A 21,162-nucleotide genomic window follows, 5' to 3' on the forward strand; every position below is an offset into this window, starting at 1 on the left:
AATTCTCCGAGAGATTCGCACCTCAGATTTTGTCGAATTATATCGAATGTGAACAAGTTTTAAACGATCGCAAGAGGATGAGGTAATATTAGATGCGTTTTTGCCAAAATAACGCTAGAATGTTATTTAAATAGGGGGCATTTGACCCATTTTCGCTGTCGCACTCTATATGAGTGCGTGGATTGAAATTCTCTTAGTTACATGAAAATCTGGTGATGGCAGTGTCGCACTCTATATGAGTGCGTGGATTGAAATCTATAAATATGCGCGCAAGCTTAATCCAATTGCGGTCGCACTCTATATGAGTGCGTGGATTGAAATATACAACGACAACGACGACCGAGTTCTCCGTGGAGGTCGCACTCTATATGAGTGCGTGGATTGAAATAGACTGGCGAACTGGCTGCCATCGTCGGCAAATCAGTCGCACTCTATATGAGTGCGTGGATTGAAATTTAACGTCATCGAACACGAACGCGATTTTACTCTTAAGTCGCACTCTATATGAGTGCGTGGATTGAAATATTCGGTAGTTCAGGATCGGTCCGAGAATATGATCGTCGCACTCTACATGAGTGCGTGGATTGCGAATTTGTTGGCTGGTAAAAGGTTTGGTTTAGAACAAGTCGTGGTTCAGTACAGTCAGCATTTTTATTTTATAAACGAAGATTTGCACGAGGAGGATTATATGAATAAAAATGATGATCGTCATGATAACACCCCAGAATAAAGAAGGCAGTCGAAAATATAGACATACTCTTGATAAACTTTCTAATACATAAATAATCAGTCAAGTAAAAACGCCGTTGGGAACGGAGGAAGTAATCACTGTTTATCAAGTTTGTCCTTAATTGACAATGGAGTAGGTTGGGGTATTTTTATGAACGTAAGGAATTTGAAATTCACAAATCTACTATTTACCCATTTCACTCTACAAGTAAAAGTACTTTTTTACTTGTGAGTCTTTAGCGTTCTGCCCTTAAAGAGAATATACGACAGCTCATGTTTGATAATTTTATTATTCTCTATTGTTTTCACAGAATCTATGTCATCTTCGCGAGTTACAATTTCATCCTTATCTATACTGGGTCTTTTACGATTTCTATTTTCCCGGGCCGTGCTATTGTCAGAAAAAATAAAAGTAACATTTAAATCTTCAATGCCCTCATTAATCTTTTTCCCTGTCATATTCTTAACTGTAATGGCCAGATGTATTTTTTCTCCCATGGTCAATTTGTACGATAACAACTGGAATGCATTTTCATTATCCACTTGTTCTCTAAAATGATCCAAATCTTCTACATTCTCCATCATAGGTGTCTTCATTAATTCTTTCCCAGAGAGAGAATACAGTTTATTTTGCTGATCCCATTCCTGGTGTATGTCTAAGTACTTAGTAAGAACCCCCAAAGGGACAAACATCGCATTTTTATAAAGCACAGGAACGGTATCCATTATGGATGTGTTCGAGTCGGTAATAATCTCGGTGGAGTTCATTTTAAACTCAACCTTGTGTGTTCCAAACTTAATTGTAGCCGTATTAGAAGTTGGGTTAAACGTAGTCTGTCCTCCCAACAAATCATTTATGGATCTCAAAGGTACCATATAGCGATTGTTCTGATCAATATAAGGTGCCTTAGGAGCTGTGAACAAGACATAGTAATTGTTAATCTTCAAAAATGGAGAACTTGGAGCTATACTCTGAGCTGACATTTTTCCTGTATAGGGTTGAGAAAAGCAAAGAAACAATGCGCCTATAAGAATGACTCTTAACAACATCTTTCCCATAAAATATCCTCCTTAAAAGAGAGAGGCTACCACAGCCCCTCACGGAATTTCAATCTAAAAATATACTGTCTATTTCCTCTCCTCCATGCACGTAATCCACTTCAACTTTACTCCGTGGCATAGAACAATAATCATAGGTTTGACTGTTTCGCCAAGGGTTATGATCTTCAGAATCTTTACCAATATAGGATGTAGCTCAACGAACTCTTCTGATGTAAGAACCATCGTTATAGTCTTGTCGATCTTGTAGTCAGAAGGGACATAAAATTTCATTTGTACTTCTTGATCAGGCTCAAAGCGTGGCTTAAAAGTATAAGGCTCTTTTACACTTTCAATGAGCATGAAAGGAGCCCAGTCATTATATTCTGTACTATGCTGCAAACCAACATCAACCGCCAGCCTGGAAGAAATAAGGGACGTTATTGATCTCTATTTCATTGACCCTAGTGGAGTACAACCTAAGCAGAAAGTCCTCTCTATCCTGCGGCAGCATCTCGCAGAGGCTGATCAGAAGATCGGTGGGTTACCGCAATTCCGCGCTGATTTACAGGCCAATATCGAACGCTTCGAGCGCTGGTTCGAGGAAAGAGAGTAGCATTAATTTTTTCCTAGTTGCTCAGGGCGCACAGCTGGCGTCCCGGCCGGTTGAGACAGTAATGAGCGGGTGAATTGTTGCAACCATTTTATGGGATGATGCATCTGTCGAAAGCGTCGTCATGAACGAAGGCTTATTAGAGAAGCTTGGAACAGGCGTTGTTCACATCTCGATGACAAGTGGACTCGCCCGTTCCTATGTCAAGTCTATTATACGATCTTTTGAGCATTGAGCAGAGACAAGACTAACATCAAAATCCGGTGCGCGTTCATGAGATGATACCCGCTTTTATTAAGCAATTCTAGTCTACAGATGTTAAGAAATTCATAGTACGGGGACAACCTGTTCGAAACCTGAGAAAAGACTAAGCTAACAGAGAACGTTAGTTCAACTTCGAAGAGGCTGCGCCACACGGTAGCCCCAACTTATTTTTTATCCGAAAAAATCATGTTAAACGCCAAGACTCACTGGTCTATTCAGTTAATTCTCCGATGCTCCTGACGGATGTGTCGGAGGAAAAGAACATATTACGTATCGGGTTCACGGATTTCGTGGATTTTTGTTTTTTTCGTGATACATGTTCTTTCCCAAGACATGTATCGGTATCCGAAAAGGACAAGAACTTATAATCCTATCCCATCCCTTTTTGCCTACTGGCGCCTCCTGATAGAAGCAATAGACTTGAACATCCGTTGAGGCTGTTAATTTTGCGGGATGGGAACGACCTCCTTGCGCACCTCGTCCGGCTGCGTCACGGTTAGCTTTCCAGACGAGTCGGTCACGGAACCGCCGACTGTATGCTCGAAGCCGATCCGGGTGACCTTCCCGTCCAGTCCGATCAGGCCGCTTTCCTCCGTGCTGGAATCTCCGGCAATGCCTCTGCTATAGAATACCAGCGGCTTGTCGATTTTCGGCGTCGGACCCGTACGGTCCTTCAGCTTTTCCTCCAGTAGCAGTTGAAAGCTATCTCCAATGCTTCCGTCAAAATGGGCCTGCCATGTCGCGACAAGGAAATCGTCCTTGTATTCGTAATAGGTCGCCGTCTCATTGCCCTCGATGGTGAAGAAGCGGAGTGCCTCTCCTTCGGGAAAGAGGAAGGCGGTGCTGTAGTCCTCGGATTCGTGGAGCGTCCGCAGTGGCGTATGCTCGTAATGGGTTCCAGAGAACATCGCTTCCATGACCAGATTCCTGCTTGCGGCCAGATCGCCGGTATAGAGCGCGTCCCGCTGCTTATCGGAGAGTGGCGACTCGATGGCGACAGTGTTGTTTTTCCATTCCACCTTGTAGCCGTACTGCTCGGAGACGAAGCGCAGAGGCACATAGACGCGATTATGGACGGCCTTCGCTGGCACGTCGAGCGAAATCGGACCCGACGAGGACGAGTTATTCCCAAACGTCTCGGTCGCGGCCGTCTTCTTCCCGACGGTCAGCTTAATCGTCTGCGACCATTTTCGGACGACCACGGTGTCCGTTTTCGCATCCCAATCGACGGCGGCGCCCAGTGCTTCGGAGACAGCTCGGATCGGCACGAGCACCCGTCCCTGATCGTAGATGGGCGGACTGTCGGTCGCGATCGGCTTGCTCCTCACCGTAATGCCAATATCCACGGTGGCGAACGCGGTTGTACCGACGGATAATGCACCGATGACGGCGAATGTGCATAGAAGCTTTTTCATAGTATCCACTCCTGTTCTCATGACGGCAGCGTTTTTTCCGAATGCATACCAGCAATCTCTATTCGTATGTTAGACGCGGGTGAACTTGAAAAAGTTTCCATACATAGATTGGCTGACCACAGACTCATGGATCAGCTGCCTTGTTGCGCTAAACATTCCTGTAGAGCTTAAGATTCTTCTCTATACAAAAAAGACCACTTCAAGGTTGAAGTGGTCTGGTGTTCTGATCCCATTTACTCTGCAAGTGACTCAATCAATTTTGGAAAAGAGCCTCCAGCTCCTTTAGTAATTTTTCAGTTCTAAAATTGGTTGCGGCCATGTCCATTACACTCCAACAGATTTATATACAAAATTATACGTTTGTATACAAATGTGTGCGAGGTGAAGATAAGTAGCCCCTGCATTGCCTGCAGGAGCTACTTTTTGTTGGTGTATTGAATTTGTTCAATTATTGACGATTGCGGCGTTCCTAAAAGCATGCTTATAATATAAGTTTTTGTACTTGTAGTAGTGGCAGGATAAGATAATCGCATGAAATCAATTGTTCATGTGAGCCGGGCAAGCCGCCGGGATGATCCAAAAGATTCCTGGATTTTCCCGGCGACTGGTCCGTGATAAGAGACGTAGCCAACTTAATATTTGGTGCTGATAGTGTGTACATACAATAAAGTTGTGTACTAAATTCCATAATTTCAGATTTATTCATTAGAAAAAATAGTACTCATCCTGCGTTACTCCACAAATGCGCCCGATTGTGGTATAAGGGATGACTCTAGGTATTGCATTTACATCGTTAAGCACAAAAATAAGATTTTAAAAACAGGAGTATTATTGATTGTTTCCAAACTGGATTTTACTTTTCCATTACGAATTGCACTTTCAATTGTCTTACGTAACCCTGATAAAATAAATTAAATATTTTGAAATAACAAAAAGTAAACACCCTATAAATCCTTATAAAAATCTTTAAAAATGCATATTTTACACTAAAAAATTTGCTTAAAATGAAACCGTACTACAAATCTTTGTTGTTGACTAACAGGCTACTTCATCGATTCTAAAGCAATTGTTAGCAAAGAAGGAGAAGACATTATGAACAAAATAGTTGGAAAAGTTGCTGTTATTACTGGAGCAAGTGGCGGATTAGGTAAATATATTGCACTTCGTTTTGCAGAAGAAGGTGCTAAACTGGCATTATGTGATATCAATGCAGAAGGGCTTAACGAAACTACTGAATTATGTAAAAGCAAAGGTGCAGATGTATTTGCAAAAGCATTTGATGCTACTGATCTTAAAGAGTCAACAGCATTTATTTCGGATACGGTTGCACAATATCAAACTGTAGATATTTTAGTAAATTTAGCGATGGCGATTGAGCCACCTCATTCGTTCTTAGATCATACACGGGAGACTCTAGAACGAAGCTACCAGACGGGTCTTGTTACAACATGGGACTTTATGAAACTTTGCTATCCATACCTGAAAGAAAATGGTGGTAAAATCATTAACTTTGGCTCTGGAAGTGGGAATGAAGGACAAGAAGGCTATGCAGCATATGCAGCGATTAAAGAAGCAATTCGTGGTCTTTCGAGAGTAGCTGCGCGTGAATGGGGACCTGACAATATTAATGTAAATGTCGTAAACCCAGGTGCCATTACAGATGCGATTCAAGCATATTTAGACCAAATGCCTGAAGGTCAACGAGATCCACTTTATTTAGGTTTCTCACAAACTGCTATAAGAAGATTTGGCACGCCTTACGAGGATATTGCACCTGTCGTACTGTTTTTAGCGAGTGAAGACTCTAGACACATTACGGGACAAACAATCAATGTAGATGGCGGTGTCATTATTAACGCTTAATACCTTAAATGAAATAGATGGTGCATATTGCGATCTATGCTATTAATAGGTATAGGTTAATGGAGAGATAGACGCATCTAATAAGAAAAAACTGCTAATCTGCAATGGATTAGCAGTTTTTTTCGTGAACAATCAATTAATGATTGAGTGTATTTTTTCGGTACTGATTTGGTGTTACACCCGTAAATTTTTTAAATAGGCTTGAAAAGTGGCTTTGGTTATTGAAATGAAGCAACATACAAATGCCGGCTACAGAATAGTCCGTTTGGATCAATAATTTTTGTGCCTCTTTTATTTTTTCTTCTTGGATATATTTTCCAATAGGTTTGTTTGTTTCTTTTTTAAAGAGCTGCGATAAATAAACTGGATTTAAATGGACGAGGTCTGCTAAATCCTTTATCGAAATTTGTTCAAATATATGATTGAATATATAGTTTTTACAAGTATTCACAGCCTTAGAATGTGCACTTTCCCTATTTTCATTCATACGGTCAACTAATGAAAATAATAAGTTATCACCAATTAATAAAACTTTTTGTAGGTCAAACGTTTCTTCAACTTTTTGAATGCTAATATCGCTCATTGTATAGGCAATTTCAGGATAAAGACCGCCTTCAATAGCTGCCCTCGTCGCAAGTGCAATATAAGTGATGATTTGATTTTTAATGTTACGAAGGTGGCTTTTTTTCGAAAGTTGACTCAATCCCTCCATTTCAATTGATTCTAAATGCTGTAACAGCTTTTCCTTCTTGCCTTCTTTCACATATTGCCATATTTTCTGCTCAGTTTTATGGTCTAAATGAAAAGACGTTTCCAGACGAAGATGCCGTATTGCTTGTTCAATATGAGTGGGTTCAATTTCGTCAAAATTCATTAATTGAGATCTCACTATTTCTTCATCCATAGGCTCTTGGTAGATTAAAAAATACGTGAGTGAACAAAGCGATACAATTTGTTTTTGGTTTAACAGCTCTAATTGACTGTAATAATGGCATAACTCTTGCTGATAACTAGAGGATATTTGATGATCATGCATAATACCATTTACGGTGTTCTCGTTAACCTCAAAGGAAGTGAAAGGTCCGATTATTATCGTTTCTGTGGAAAATGAATGAAATACAATGAACGTTTCTAGATAGTTTGTTATTCTAATCAAAGGAACGTTTTGTTGATCGCCAGGTTGAATGAGCCTGTTTATAAATGTTTCTATTGAATCAAAAAGAGGATGTCTTAGCTGTTTTCCACTTCTAGTAATACGATGACTTTTATTCTTGAAAATAAAAAGAGGAATATTATATGTGTCATAGATCAATTGAGAGATATATTCTAAGTTTTGTTTCACCATTATTGCCACTCCTAAATTGATTAAGTAACCTGTCAGTCAATAACTAAGATTTATAGTATAACCTCATTATTGCTATAGACCATGAGTTTCTATGATTGACGTGGAAGTACCCATAACATCGATCACTTTTTCTTTTGGAGATCCTAGAGTAAAAAAATTGGTGTTTTCTTCTGTAACCCTCTACGGACAATAAAGTAGAGTTCTTGGTCTCACAAAATCATCATTTTCATTCGAGCATATACAATAATATTGAGTTTTGAGTTAATTACCAATTACCTTTATTGCTCTAAAAGAGTTCTTATGATGTAAGCTATCGTCGGGTCTCTTTAATTTTGAGAACACAACTTTATTGTATTTTTTTCAGTTAGAACTCAACTTTATTGTTCAGAACTCATCTTTATTGGGTTTGATCAGATAGCTCCTGCAAAGGCCCAATTCTTTGAGCTCACCGTGCAGTCTGACGGAAGAACAACATGTCTTCCACGCTTTCATGCCGCTGCTCGCCTTCCCACAATCCATAGGCTCCCAACCGAAAACATAAAAAACCGAACCTTTTTTCCATCGAGCGACAATATAGGGTGTAAGCTGCTTACTCAGGAGGGCCCTCTGAATGCAAAGTGAATCTATGTACCACGTGCTCACAAAAATGATAGAAGGAGATCAGCAGGCGTTTCATACGTTGTATGATGCCACCTATAAGGATGTCTACCGGACCGTCTCTTTTCTGGTGGATCATCCGCAGGATCGCGAAGATATTATGAATGAGATCTACATGCAAATGTGGACCTCGCTTCCCAACTACGATCCGAATCGTCCTTTCCACTTCTGGCTGCACGGCTTGGTCATCCGACAAGTGCAAAGATTCCGGGTGAAAAGCTGGAGGAGATTCCGAATTTTCGAACGCATCCGTGTCTTTTCTCGGGAAGAGTATCATTGGGATCAGCCCACGTTGAGGACGGATGGGACAGACCCCGAGATATCGAGGGCCATGCACAAGCTGACCGATAAACAGCGAACGGTGATCATCCTCCGCTTTTATCACGATTATACGCTGGAGGAGATTGCGACATTACTCGATATTCCGCTGGGTACAGTCAAGTCCAGATATCATGCCGGTCTGCAGTCGCTTCGAAAACAATTGGGAAATCTCCCATTGGAAAGGATGGATAAAAACAATGCCTATTGAAAGACAAATCAGCGAGTACCTGCACCAAGAGGCAGAGACCATGGAATGTCCCCCGGCTGTTTCCAAACGAATCGAACAATCCTATTCTCAATACGTACAACGGCAAAGGAGCAAAAAAACGATGAAAAAACGATTGATCGGCGGCATTGTTGCTGCAGTAATTATGATTCCAACCGCGGCATTCGCGGCCCCTCCCCTGATTGAAATGATTACGAGGACACCGATGACAGCCCAACAGATCAAGATGGATGCGGTTGGCCAAGCAGCGCTTGAAAAGTTGTATCGCTCTTATCCGGAAACCAAGTCGTTTGAAATTATCGACGCCAGCCAGATTGGAGGAGACCCCGCGAATACAAGTCAGGGGAAAGCCATTCAAACAAGCATCGTGCTGCAGGAAAAGGGAGCTCACGGCAAAAAGGTCCGACTTGATTTGAACGGTATCACGGGTGAAATCGAACAAGTGAACCAAGAGAATTGGGAGCCTCAGGAGAAGCCGGTCATCTCCTTAACCGATCAAGAAATCAAATCGAAAGTAGATGACCTCATTAACAAACTGTACGGCAGCTCCAGTAAGTACGAATGTAACATGGAGCCGATGCAGAACCCGGACCAAAAAACATTTATATTGAACTACACCGAAAAGGGATCAACAACGCCTTTTTATCAGGCATTCGTTCAAGGGAATACGATCAGCGTTTCTCTGATCGGAGGCAGCCCTGCTCCATCCGTGGAAGGCTTTTTCATGACTAACGGCAAGCCTGACTATACTGCAGATGCCTTTTTAAACGATGAAGAGCTCTTTTCTTTACTTCACATGAGTCCAGCAGACTTGAAACAAGAATTGGCAAAGGGGGCATCTGTCGTCGAGATCGCAGCATCTAAAAAGATTTCCAAACAACAAGTCATGGACGTAATCGCAAGTACGCAGGCAAAAAAACAAATCCAAGCCGATCCGTATGGTGGAGCTACTGTGGACGATCATACGCTGGAACTATTGAAACGGATTGTTGAACCCAAAGTATTGCAAATGATTGAACACAAAACGGAAACGCCTTGGTAGGAAGATAATACAGGCGCCAGAAATGGCGCCTGTATTTTATTTTTTAGATATTCTTACATTGCATTCGAAATGCAATAATGGCTTCTTTACAGTCAAAAAATAGGGCATGGGTTGGTTGTTTATGGTCATCATTGATACAGAAGGGAAAGTTCATTTTGAGTCAATTTGAAGACGAAGAAATGCCGGCAGAATAGGCAAAAATCCGACTGCCGAGTGATTGGGACAACGTGCTGAAGCTTTTGGAGAAGTAAACGTCCATGAGCCGCCGAAGGATAAGGCCGAATAAGGCCGTTTTTGCGATCGTGGGAGGGGCAGACATGTGCACAAAATGTTGGGTTTTATACATATGCCAGCTAAAACAATATGCGATAACGCTGTAGTGTGTGAATGAAAATAAGTCCATGAGATCCGGACTCATTTTAGAGTGTGTTTATTTTTTACGCACTTTTTTATTAAATGTACAGCCAAGAAGCCTAGTGCTACTATACCTGCGCTTAAAAAGCAAACTAATAAACCATTTAGTTCTACCTTTCCATTAAGTATATATATAGTCAATATTCCAGTAAAAAATCCAACGACCAAGATTGTTGCGATATTCTTCAAAATTGAAAACTCCTTCTAAAAAAAGTGTGCCAAAGTGGTATATATGTATTCTATGTATCGTTATTACAATTATATACTATTTTCAGGAGGTGGGTGGTAAAATGAGGAATTCGTATCAGCCTGGATGGCATCCATTATGCTAATGCTTGTTATCAGCAGTACAGTAGCAACGCCAAATGAAGTACAGGGAGAATTCGCAATATCCGGAGGAACTTTTACCGGTATTTTTTCGTTTTTGGGTGTACAGGTTGGGGAGTAAGCATTGTAAAAGGTGCTACCATTGTTTATTCGGATAATAGCAGAGGGGGTTACTTTGATGTATTTTGGGCTGTGGACCCTGCTAGCCAGGCAGTAAACTTCGTCACAGCTAAAGTGTATGGGGGCTTGATACTGTTAAGTAAAACGCGATAAACGAAACATGGGTGCGAAATATCCCCTCATTATCACATAATCAGTTGAAAACGCTGATATACCAAGGGAAGCTGGTACATAACTTTTCTGATGAGATCAGGGAGCGACGGACAGGAAAATTAACTGAATATATATAAATGAATGTTAAAGAGCGATAAAAATCGCTCTTTTTTACGTGATTATGTATTCTACTATGTTACTGATTGATTATCTTCTTTTGAAAAATCTATCGTATATCACTAAAGCGACGACTATGGTAAACACCTGGATTAGAAACTGTGGTACAAAGATCAAAAATCCCATGTAAATTCCTCCCTGAAAAAAATATACGAGATTATAATTGTTGAAAAATCAAGTTGTCATGGGGAAGGTGAAACTTCCTAAATTACGCATTTAACAAAAAAAAGTACTATATACTCAATTCCGGAATATTCGCTATTGATTAATTGAATACGTTGGAAAAACTATCAAGTTACCTGTATAATTAACATGAATATTCCAAAAAACATAAAAAATTAGTTGTAAATTACAAAAAAAGATTAGTAACTATTTGCATACAAAGATTATACATCAATAGAATAAAAATTAAAGGATGGAGGGAATTGCAAATGAAGAAAACATGGTTTACTATGCTTGCTACACTTACAATGGTTGCTGCTTTAGGTGCTTCTGTATCCGCCGCTAGCAAATAACTAAAGATCAAGCGACTCCTTCTGTCGAAGTTCTGCCAGTAGGAACTGGAAGTAACGAAAAAGCGGCAGATAAAATTGGTATTGTAGATAATATGAATAAACCAGTTATAGATATACCATTACTGCATATGAATTAGGCAGTAATAACGCTGTGTCCAGTTCCACTTTTAAAACAGGTGAGCGCATTTTTGTACGCATTTACAATTTAAATAAAAATAAAAATTATTTCTTTGGTGTTACATATAACAGTGCTAATACCATAAGCGGGGCCTTATCCATCGACCACAGCTAATTGTATAAACGATAAAACACGGATCCAACAAAAAGGAACCTGTGTTTTTCTTTATGTTACGCAGGCAATGTGTAAGGTTGGATAATAGAAAACTTCGGAAAATGGTGCTGTACATTTTCCAAATCTTTTCTACATAAATGAATTATTATGGAGGTAGATAAATGGCTTTTCTAGAGGATAGTTCTAAAAAAGAAGAAATCCGAGAACGTTATGAGCAATTATGGAGTGAACTTTTAGTTAGAGATGAGGAAGAAGCAGAACATGTTATAAAGAAATTAGAATATGAGTTGTTGCCTACCCGTCAGAGAATCCTAAGACGATGCGGGGAAATCCTGTCTCCATTAAAAAAACGTTTTATCTGGATTATCCTTTTTAGTGTGATTGGGTTCTTCCTTTTAGCTTACGTATTATTTATATATGCATCTTTGTGGGTTGAAGATTATTAAGGACGTTTCTGGGAAACCGGAAGAGTCTTTTTTTATGAGCCGGTTGAAACCCTAAATGCTGGTTTTAACCAGCCGGGGCATCTATAAAAAATAGACTCGCTGATCGGCAAGTAAGGGAGCGAGCAGGACAAGAGTGGGGAAGCTGGCTCATGCTACTGGCTCTAAGGCGGCAAGAGCGTCCGCCTAAGAGCCAGTACGCACCGCTGGTCCGGCTACTCTCGACGATAACAAGAGCGTCTAAGGCCGGGTGAGAGTACCCCGGCCAAGGCACTCTACGTTCCTGTCGTTCGTTTCACGCAGCCCACGGAGCGTAAGAGCCTTGAACGGGGGGCCAGGGAGGGCGAAAAACACCATGAACACTCCATTTCGATCATCATCTCAAAACATTGAATTTTGTGGTATAGATTAGAAACTTTCGAATTATTACATACGTCTTATGTAAGGGTGCTTATTGAAAAAGGAGGTAATTTATCTTGAAAAAGGTTATTGTGTTTTTCTTCGTACTTATGTTTCAATCCTGGGCGATTGCTGATGCTGCCAATCCGATATCCGTTAACGCGGTGAATGTGAATGGGAAGTTTATAGCAACCGATGTTTCACCTGTTATTAAGGACGGGCGTGTTTTGGTCCCTATACGCACGCTTGCTTCACTGGGGGTAACCTATCACTGGGATAGTAAAAGTCAATCTGCTTTCATCACAAAGGGCACAGATCAAATTAAGTTGACGGCCAACAAAAAAGAAGCATTTAAAAATAACAAAACGGTTCAGGTAGATGTTCCTGTCCAAGTAACTCAGGGAAGGATATTGGTTCCTATTCGTTTTGTGTCGGAGAATTTTGGCTATAAGGCAAGCTATGAGAAGCTTCGGTCTATTCTATTTATTCAAGACGGTAATTATAAGGTAGACCAAGAGAACTTACAGGCAGAAGATTTACAAGCAGCGCGTGAGGCAGCTATATCGTTGCCGATTCAATTTTCCTTCAAATCAATTTCTGCTTTGGAAAAACCGGGGGCTAATCAAGGCTATTTTTATGCTTTTCCGAGAGGGGATTCGTCCAGATACATGTATTTTAACAATGTTGGTAATACGGTAGTTGAGATTAAAGATGGAGTAGCTAAGGCGGTTTGGCAATTTACCTCAGGAAATGGTATGGATGATATTGTATCCAGTGCTGGCCAAAGACCAAGTTATAATTACGTCGGATGGGTAACAGACATTACAATGGGTAATGATAGAGATGGAAATTTCAAGATTATATACAAAGATGATAAAGGTCAACAGAAAGATTTCACTGTAAAAGCTGAATCCTATAAAGATGTTATCCAACCTATTCCTAATGAGACGAGAAAACAATAGTTACTGAATCAGTTTATTAAGGATATCCTTAGCAAGGGATGTTCTTTATTTTGCTTATGAATTCAAATTCTAAGCAGCAATGGGTTTTTAGTGAATTACAAATTATTGGAGGTTAGTTGGGTATGAAAAAAATCTTTCTTTCATCTATGCTTACTTTAGGTATGCTTTTAACATGTGCTATTCCGCTTTCTGCTGCACCATCCATTCAATTGGTGATCAATAGTGAGGCTAATTCAGATGCTCCACCTGTTTCCGTTGCAGGAAGGACTATGCTCTCTTTAGCTTCCTTAAAGCCGCTAAAGCTTAATTTAGTCTGGAACGCGGACAAGAAGACGGTGACTGTCAATGCTCCTGGGGTGAAAGAGAAACTTGTGCTTACGATCGGCAAAAAAGAAGCTTCTTATGGAGAAAAAACACTTACTTTGGATGTGCCTGCTCAATTAAACAAGAATCGCGTTGTTGTGCCTTTGCGCTTCATCAGCGAAGCCTTTAAAGCAGAGGTGGAGTGGAAAGCGGACAAAAATACTGTCATTATCCGGAGTGCTGACCAAGTAGAAACATATAAGAAGCTGTATCAAGGTACGGATTTGGTGGCGGCACGTAAAATCGCTGTAAATCTTCCTTCTAAGGATGAAAATGCGCTTCATAATACCGAGGAGGGTGTTTATTATCAGTATATCTTTCCTGAAGGAGAAGCATTGAGATATTATTATGTTGTTGGGAATTTATATACTTACTATGAAATTAAGGATGATGTTAAACATCTAGTTTGGGAAGGTGTAGAAGAAGATTCGAGGAAGAAAATGAAAGAAAAAGGAAAGCGTCCATCGGAAGACAAAACACAATATTATTTTTTACAAGAACGTGTGGATCATAGTGTCACATATGGTAAAGTGGGGACCGAGAAGCCAGTAACGCAAGCTTTGCCTAAAAATACTACGGGATTAGCAGATATTATTGTACCTATTTCCGGCGAAGTAAGGAAAGATCAAATTAAATAGATTTTTCACTTCATTTTGGACGTTCTGAGCAATAAGGGACGTCCTTTATCTATGCTTTCTTTTTAAGTTTTCTGATCCGAGCTTCAGGAAGTCGATAGGCTAAAAAAAACAATTAGTAGGTGGCTAGAGAAATCTAGGAGCACCCCTTTTTTCTGATTTTGATAAGATTAACGCACACACCAATAAGTAAATATAGCTCTGCAAGCAGAAAAATTAATTGATCTGACCATAAAAAGTCTTTAGTTGAAAATATGGATATGATAACTCCAAATGAAATGAGAAGCATAAATAATTCTACAACCCAATCAGTTATCCTACTGGTCTTTCCATTTTTCTGATATGTTGCATGAATAGCGCGTACAATTAAACGGATTATTAATGATGCTAACAACCAGTTATAAAGAGTGTTCGGATAATTATATGAAATTCGCAAAACTAGACTAGCTATGAGCCATACCAAAAGAACAAAAGTTAAATAATAAGGATTTTTTAGCATCGTTCTCTCCCCTCACCTAGTTTACAGTTATACAATTATTATACAGTTTTTGCGTGCAAGTTTACAAAAATGAGCATAATTCGTAAAGGAAAGTAATTTCGGAAAAGGTCATTGTTTAGAAAAGGTGTTTTTGGAGGAATCCAAGAGCGTTCTTTTTTAATGGCCGGTTGTAACCCTAAAGGCTGGTTTGAACCAGCCTGGATACTGTAGCAAGCGGCTGGCTTCCAGATCGGTGAGCAGGAGAGTAGGCAGGATAAGACAGGGAAGCAGGCTCATTGCTACTGGCTCTAAGGTGGCAAGACCCACGGAGCGAAGGACCTTGAAAAGGGATTAGGGAGGGCAAAAAACACCATGAACGCTACATTTCGCTCATCATCTCAAAACATATGAATTTTGTGGTATAGATTAGAAACTTTCGAATTATTACATACGTCTTATGTAAGAGTACTTATTGAAAAAGGAGGTAATTTATCTTGAAAAAGGTTATTGTGTTTGTGTTTTTCTTCGTGCTTACGTTTCAATCCTGGGCGATTGCTGATGCTGCCAATCCGATATCCGTTAGCGCGGTGAATGTGAATGGAAAGTTTATAGCAACCAATGTTTCACCTATTATTAAGGACGGGCGTGTTTTGGTCCCTATACGCACGCTTGCTTCACTTGGGGTAACCTATCAATGGGATAGTAAAAGTCAATCTGCCCTCATCACAAAAGGTAAAGATCAAATTAAGTTGACGGCCAACAAAAAAGAAGCATTTAAAAATAACAAAACGGTTCAGGTAGATGTTCCTGTCCAAGTAACTCAGGGAAGGATATTGGTTCCTATTCGTTTTGTGTCGGAGAATTTTGGCTATAAGGCAAGCTATGAGAAGCTTCGGTCTATTCTATTTATTCAAGACGGTAATTATAAGGTGGACCAAGAGAGCTTACAGGCAGAAGATTTACAAACCGCTCGTCAGGCTGCTATATCGCTGCCGGTTCAATTTTCTTTCAAATCGCTTTCTTCTTTAGAAAAACCTGGGGCTAATAAAGAATACAATTACATTTTCCCAAGAGGGGATTCTTCCAGATACATGTATGGAAACAATGTTGGTAATACGGTAGTTGAAGTTAAAGATGGAGTGGCCAAGGCAGTCTGGCAGTTTACTGTATCCAGGGGTCTGGAAGATATTGCATCAAGTGCTGGAAAGAGACCTAGCTATAATTACGTTCAATGGGTGACTGATATCTTGATGTTTAATGATGAGCATGGAAATATCAAAGCTGTATACAAAGATGATAAAGGTCAACAAAAAGATCTCACTGCAAAGGCGAAATCCTATACAGATATTATCCAACCTATTCCTAATGAGACGAGAAAACACTAGCTAATACTGAATCGATGTATTAATACTACTAAGCTCAATTTAGTTTGAAATGCTGACAAGAAGACACTATTGAGGTGAATATAATTATGAATACATTTTTCAAAGCGGCTCTTGCATCAACAATATCTTTTAGTATGCTTGCTAGCGGTGTTTCTGGCGCTTCTGGAGCAGCTTCCAAGTCCATTATTGTGCAAGTGAATAACGTACCCATGCCAGGGGATGTAGACCCCTATGTTCAGAATGGTTCCACATTAGTAGCATTGAATATGATAAGACCGATTCCTGGTGTAACGATCAACTGGAACAACATTTCTAAAAAGGTAAATATAGATAATAACGGAACAAAATCAACATTATTGACTGGTAAAAGAGAAGCCATGGTAGGTGATAAAAAAGTAACGATGCCTACCTCTCCTGTAATGAAAAATGGTCGTGTTATGGTACCGCTGCGTTTCATTGCAGATGCGTCCGGTTCTCAAGTGTACTGGAATGCCCCAGATCGTACAGTTTACGTAGCTAAGCCGACAGAAGAGATGCTGAAAGAAATTCAATCTAGCGATATTTCTATAGCTCGTCATGGTGCATACAGTCTTCCACGTATTGCCAAAGTTAATGTACTGTCAGGTAAAGAAGGGGATAGTATGGCTTATATTCGCTACTTCCCAAAAAACCAATCCAGTGAATTTTTTGAACAACACATGGACATTGTGAATTACTATCGTATCATTGACACGCATGTAGAGCTGCTCTGGTCTGCAAGGCTGAATCTGCAACAGGAAGCTAAAAATGCAAACCTGCCGTTCCTCACCAACAAAATTGTTGAACAAAGCGGCAAAATGCCAACGATCCAAAAGGGCGTAGTTTATTATAATTATAGCGTTCCGGGTGGCACCACGTTTGGGACTATTGATAAAGCTGGCAAAAAAACTCGTCTGGGGGAAGCGACTGAAGATCAGGCGAAGCAAATGTTTTTCTCTATTCCAGAAGAAGAACAGCTATAAAAGGGAACTTAGGGAACCGACTCTTAAGGAGGAAACTATGAAATTCGTGTAGATTATGTCTGTAGGTGCGATAGTGATGTTAGTGATTTCAGGGTGTAGTGGTAAGGCAAGCTCAAATCATCAACTACCTCAGACCGAAGTGAATAATACCGGGGTAAACAGCACAAAGGAAGGTGTAAAAAAAGTAGACGAAAAAGCAACTGTAGAAACATCTAGAGCAACTGTTAAAAAGGTGAATACCTTAGATTATTCTCAGTATGATAATAACCAAGACAAATCTAAGGTTGTAGTTTCGGGGAAACAGATTGTATGGAAAAATAAAGACGTTACTTTTACAGCAAAATTAACTAACGCTAAAGGGGAAGAAGCCGCCGAAGCCAATGAAGTTGTGGATTCTATGAAAATAAAAGGTAAGCGTGGAGAGCAACTCGTTAAGCTCAACCCACGACCTTTGAGAGTTAACTCACTTTCCTTATCTAAAAGCAACCAGGTAGCTCTTCATGTAAGCGATCACGAGGGGAGTAGACTTATTTTAATTAATTTATCCGATGGGACTCAAACTATTGTAAACATGTTTGACATGAATAGTGACGGAGCCGGGAGCGAAAAGATTGATGCCTATAACTGGTCGCCTGATGGAAAAAAGATTGCGTTTGGAATCGGTGATCTAGGTTCAAGTTATATCGGACTATACAATGTTGAGCGTAACAGCTATATGCATGTGTCCGATAAGGACTTTACATTAATTTCATCTATAGTTTGGCATAAAGATGGGAAAAGTTTTGACTTTGTGAGTAAAGGTGACGATTCTCCACAAGCAGTACTCTATACTTACTCAGAAACAAAAAAATCAATTTTAAAGAAGGGTTCTTTAACTAAGAATGATGAGCAGAAGATATCTCAATTAACACCGAAATCTTGATTGACATATACAGAGAGAGTATTTTTGAAACCGTATCATCTATATAGTCATAATTTTAAACTCCACTTTTTTCGACTTTAATGCACTCTATCAACATTATAGATTTATTTTTGAATATTTAATGATTGCTTGTGGGCAACAAAGGGCTGAAAGAGAATGTTGCTACGTTATGCTTATATGCGACCTCTTCAACCAAAAAATGATCGTTTTAAAGCGATCCAAGGAAGACGGCGTCGCTCTTGTACAAACCGAACAAAATCTTATGTTGTTCAGTTTGTGTTGATAATTGATACCAGACTTTTACAATGATTGAAGTATAAAATTTACCGGGGAGTTGCTTATGAGCATTTTCATGAGTAAGTTTCTAAGGCGTTATGCAGCGATTTTATTGAGCTACGCAATAGGTATAGGCTTATTTTACGCTTTGGGATATCAGATGAGCGCTATGGGAATGTATGTAATTTTGACAGGAATTGTGACTGGAGAAATAATCAACTTCGCATTATCAAAGCGAGAGAAATGAACCTTTGTATCCCTTGATTGCATCCAACATCAGGGGGGTTTTCATGTAATTAAAAGGTCCAACAGAGTTTCTGCATGGGACCTCTATATCATTTACTGGTGAGAATGCACATAGGGAAATGATATAGTCATGTCAACATTGTGAAACCTTTTACTTGGAACCATCCAATCATTTCAGGATGTCGTTCGTCCAATATGTCTCAATATGTGTAAGTTATGCTGAATTTTCGTTATAAACATTAGTTGCATAATATATTGACAGATGGTTAATTATGGAGAAGAATAGAGGGTGATTTTTAAAATAATGGAATTTTTATGTGAAGGGTGGTTATGACTTGAAGCATACACCTACGATTTCAGCGGAGTTTGAGGAATATCTAAAACAAAATGATATGACGTTGAGTCAATTTGCCCAATATTCAGGGGTTCATCAAAGAACGCTTAGTAATTGGATTACTCAGCATCGTCCTGTTTCTGTACAGCAGCTAGACCGAATTACTGCGGCTATGGATTTGCCAGAAGGCTATTTTTACGATCTATACATAGAAAATTACATCATTGACCTTTCTCCGAATTTTAGGCGAATCGAGCCATTATTGTATCGTTGTGCGGAGCTGGACAAGCTGGATGCAATCCGTCGAATGGTTGGACATATCATGGATAATCCGATGTATGCGACTAGGCTATTTGATGTTGCAGAAGCATTATTTGAACAGGGACGACATGCTGCTGCGCTGCCTCTCTATGAGAATGTCGCAGAAGTGGAGAAATATCAGCATTCTGAACGCTTGGCCACCTGCCAATATCGTATATTCTCGATTCAAGTTGGAGACGACCAAAGCCGTAATCTCAAGGCAGCAACGCTATTTGAACCCTTCGTGGAACGCCTGGATGAAATAGACCAACTTGATGCGCTAAAAGATTTGGCGAATGTGTATCGTTCTTTGCGTTTATGGGATCGGCTTGATGTGACTGCTCGAAAAATGAGAGATAAAGCGGAAATCCAATATACATTAGAGCATCAGCAGAAAAAACGAAAGCCTGCGGAAATTGAAAAGAGGCTGAGCCGTCCATTGTTTGTGTACATTACATATTCTGATTTACTGTGTGCCAGTGTATATGAGGCCAAAGGCGATTATGAGCAGGCATTAGAATATACATACGCCTATGCTAATTTAGATTGGGTCAAAGAGACTGACGAGGATACTCTGCATTGGATTAAACAGTTTCAAGATTGGGCAGAAGGTAATATCTACACCTATAAACTATTATCTGGAGATATAAGTGTACTAAACAATTATGTTGAATATATTGCTGCATCGCCAGATGCTTCTGAAAAAGAAATGGTTACAAAAGTGTTGAATGTTATGTCGGCGGCAAACCAGTATAGTATAGATGTAGATCATATACTTCGAAGGTTTAAAAAGAAAATTGACTTATTTGCCCAACACAATCCGTCATCTGATATGTATACCCAACAAGTGATACCAGAACAGTTTGCACGTCTTGGATACGAGTTAGCTTATTACTATTTGCATCAAGGGAGGTATAACGATGGTTTTAAACACTTGATGTATGCAATGCTAAAGTCACATATAATAAATAATGAAACTTATTTTATAAACTGCATGGGATTATTCTTACATTTCAGAATGAATGCAGCACATGAAACAAAGACGCAGTTTTTAAATTTCATTGAAAAGGTGTGGTTAGACAATGTTAAGAAAAATGGTTCTTCTGATCGTCGCAGCTAGCTTTTTATTTATCGTGGCTGTACCTAATCATGATTATAACCAACACCATATTATTCAGCTTAACGATACTATTGGAGGTGCTTAAAGGTAAAATAAGAATTAACATTCACTAAACTTTTTTGTTAATGGGTGGTGTTGTTGATTGAAACTACCCTGTGAACAACTTGAAACCAACTAAAAATAAACATATACCGACAAAAAGTGCCTCTGGAATATTCCAGAAGCACTTTTTTTGTTAAGCGTATTTTAAAAAAAACCAAAAATTTACGTTTTGCATTAGGATATTACACAGAAGGGGGAATCATGCTGATGAATCCAGGTGTGACTTTACTTCGTGTCGAACGGGCCAGAAAAAGACTGTACCAAGTCCAGAAGAAATACGGATTTTTAACGCATCCCAAAGTGATTGAACAATCCATAAAACTGGATAAACTATTGAATCAATACCAAACCTGCAAAATGAAATCTTAGCTAATATGTATGCTTGACGCGCTTTTAAAAGAAGAAGACGAACTCCAATCTCCAAACCCCAAACCCCGATAAAAATTCTAAATCCTATACTATAGAAGAGGTGATAACGTTGCTGAACAAACGAAATCCTGTAACCCCTTTCGGCTGGAAAATCAAACAAAAGCTAGTTGAAATTCAAATGGATCAGAGAACTTTTTGTGACACCTATCGTATTCCTGCTAGCCGCTTGTCCAATCTCATTCATGGAACACGCAAGGCAAAAAAGTATAGAGAACAAGTATGCCAATTGCTTGGGATCGAAGAATGACCAGCTCTC

At 39.6% G+C, this 21,162-nt stretch carries 17 protein-coding genes and 1 CRISPR repeat array; of the genes, 13 read left to right on the top strand and 4 right to left on the bottom strand.

All coding sequences use genetic code 11. From position 1 onward, the window contains the following. The first annotated feature begins 157 nt into the window (after positions 1 to 157). Positions 158 to 591: direct repeats of the CRISPR family, unit length 32 nt; unit sequence GTCGCACTCTATATGAGTGCGTGGATTGAAAT. 360 nt (positions 592 to 951) lie between these two features. Beyond that, entirely contained in the window at positions 952 to 1,788 is an 837-nt protein-coding gene (locus MKY35_RS10360; RefSeq protein WP_342446290.1) for a copper amine oxidase N-terminal domain-containing protein, read from the bottom strand. Positions 1,789 to 2,122: 334 nt separating this feature from the next. Between MKY35_RS10360 and MKY35_RS10365 the strand changes: the two genes are divergently transcribed. After that, entirely contained in the window at positions 2,123 to 2,383 is a 261-nt protein-coding gene (locus tag MKY35_RS10365; RefSeq protein ID WP_029517068.1) for a MerR family DNA-binding protein, read from the top strand. A gap of 701 nt (positions 2,384 to 3,084) precedes the next feature. Here MKY35_RS10365 and MKY35_RS10370 read toward each other — a convergent pair. Next, positions 3,085 to 4,059: a stalk domain-containing protein gene (locus MKY35_RS10370; protein ID WP_029517069.1), complete on the bottom strand. Its 975-nt coding sequence runs from the start codon at positions 4,057 to 4,059 to the stop codon at positions 3,085 to 3,087. A gap of 1,092 nt (positions 4,060 to 5,151) precedes the next feature. Between MKY35_RS10370 and MKY35_RS10375 the strand changes: the two genes are divergently transcribed. Further along, positions 5,152 to 5,922, top strand: coding sequence for an SDR family oxidoreductase (locus tag MKY35_RS10375; protein ID WP_039273521.1), 771 nt, complete (start codon positions 5,152 to 5,154; stop codon positions 5,920 to 5,922). A 136-nt stretch (positions 5,923 to 6,058) separates the two neighbouring features. Here MKY35_RS10375 and MKY35_RS10380 read toward each other — a convergent pair whose 3' ends face one another. Next, entirely contained in the window at positions 6,059 to 7,267 is a 1,209-nt protein-coding gene (locus tag MKY35_RS10380; protein WP_342446291.1) for a helix-turn-helix domain-containing protein, read from the bottom strand. Between the two features lie 610 nt (positions 7,268 to 7,877). Between MKY35_RS10380 and MKY35_RS10385 the strand changes: the two genes are divergently transcribed. Both MKY35_RS10385 and MKY35_RS10390 read left to right on the top strand, forming a co-directional pair. Continuing rightward, positions 7,878 to 8,453, top strand: coding sequence for a sigma-70 family RNA polymerase sigma factor (locus MKY35_RS10385; RefSeq protein ID WP_342446292.1), 576 nt, complete (start codon positions 7,878 to 7,880; stop codon positions 8,451 to 8,453). Beyond that, the gene (locus MKY35_RS10390) at positions 8,443 to 9,513 is read left to right on the top strand and encodes a hypothetical protein (protein WP_342446293.1); all 1,071 of its coding nucleotides are present in this window, start codon (positions 8,443 to 8,445) and stop codon (positions 9,511 to 9,513) included. The genes MKY35_RS10385 and MKY35_RS10390 overlap by 11 nt, the downstream gene beginning before the upstream one ends. A 414-nt stretch (positions 9,514 to 9,927) precedes the next feature. Here the strand turns inward: MKY35_RS10390 and MKY35_RS10395 are convergent, their stop codons facing one another. Continuing rightward, the gene (locus tag MKY35_RS10395) at positions 9,928 to 10,116 is read right to left on the bottom strand and encodes a hypothetical protein (RefSeq protein ID WP_342446294.1); all 189 of its coding nucleotides are present in this window, start codon (positions 10,114 to 10,116) and stop codon (positions 9,928 to 9,930) included. A 1,556-nt stretch (positions 10,117 to 11,672) separates the two neighbouring features. Here MKY35_RS10395 and MKY35_RS10400 point away from each other — a divergent pair. From MKY35_RS10400 to MKY35_RS10440, 9 genes are all read left to right on the top strand, one after another. After that, entirely contained in the window at positions 11,673 to 11,957 is a 285-nt protein-coding gene (locus tag MKY35_RS10400; protein ID WP_322252000.1) for a hypothetical protein, read from the top strand. Positions 11,958 to 12,430: 473 nt separating this feature from the next. Beyond that, complete coding sequence (locus tag MKY35_RS10405; protein ID WP_342446295.1) at positions 12,431 to 13,315, top strand: copper amine oxidase N-terminal domain-containing protein; 885 nt, start codon at positions 12,431 to 12,433, stop codon at positions 13,313 to 13,315. A 122-nt stretch (positions 13,316 to 13,437) separates the two neighbouring features. After that, positions 13,438 to 14,316 (top strand): copper amine oxidase N-terminal domain-containing protein, encoded by an 879-nt coding sequence (locus MKY35_RS10410; RefSeq protein ID WP_342446296.1) that lies wholly within the window; start codon positions 13,438 to 13,440, stop codon positions 14,314 to 14,316. 969 nt (positions 14,317 to 15,285) lie between these two features. Continuing rightward, positions 15,286 to 16,176 (top strand): copper amine oxidase N-terminal domain-containing protein, encoded by an 891-nt coding sequence (locus MKY35_RS10415; RefSeq protein WP_342446297.1) that lies wholly within the window; start codon positions 15,286 to 15,288, stop codon positions 16,174 to 16,176. Between the two features lie 86 nt (positions 16,177 to 16,262). Continuing rightward, on the top strand, positions 16,263 to 17,177 hold the full coding sequence (locus MKY35_RS10420; RefSeq protein ID WP_342446298.1) for a copper amine oxidase N-terminal domain-containing protein: 915 nt from the start codon (positions 16,263 to 16,265) through the stop codon (positions 17,175 to 17,177). A gap of 55 nt (positions 17,178 to 17,232) precedes the next feature. Continuing rightward, positions 17,233 to 18,099 (top strand): protein tolB, encoded by an 867-nt coding sequence (locus tag MKY35_RS10425; protein WP_342446299.1) that lies wholly within the window; start codon positions 17,233 to 17,235, stop codon positions 18,097 to 18,099. A gap of 857 nt (positions 18,100 to 18,956) precedes the next feature. Continuing rightward, complete coding sequence (locus MKY35_RS10430; RefSeq protein WP_342446300.1) at positions 18,957 to 20,375, top strand: helix-turn-helix domain-containing protein; 1,419 nt, start codon at positions 18,957 to 18,959, stop codon at positions 20,373 to 20,375. 303 nt (positions 20,376 to 20,678) lie between these two features. Then, positions 20,679 to 20,846 carry an aspartyl-phosphate phosphatase Spo0E family protein gene (locus MKY35_RS10435; protein ID WP_318627071.1) on the top strand — a complete coding sequence of 56 codons (168 nt, stop codon included), beginning with the start codon at positions 20,679 to 20,681 and terminating at the stop codon, positions 20,844 to 20,846. A gap of 112 nt (positions 20,847 to 20,958) precedes the next feature. Next, on the top strand, positions 20,959 to 21,153 hold the full coding sequence (locus MKY35_RS10440) for an XRE family transcriptional regulator (protein WP_322252094.1): 195 nt from the start codon (positions 20,959 to 20,961) through the stop codon (positions 21,151 to 21,153). Positions 21,154 to 21,162: the final 9 nt, after the last annotated feature.

Origin of the sequence: Paenibacillus sp. FSL L8-0638 (assembly GCF_038593075.1) — a bacterium.
Classification (GTDB): domain Bacteria; phylum Bacillota; class Bacilli; order Paenibacillales; family Paenibacillaceae; genus Paenibacillus; species Paenibacillus polymyxa_D.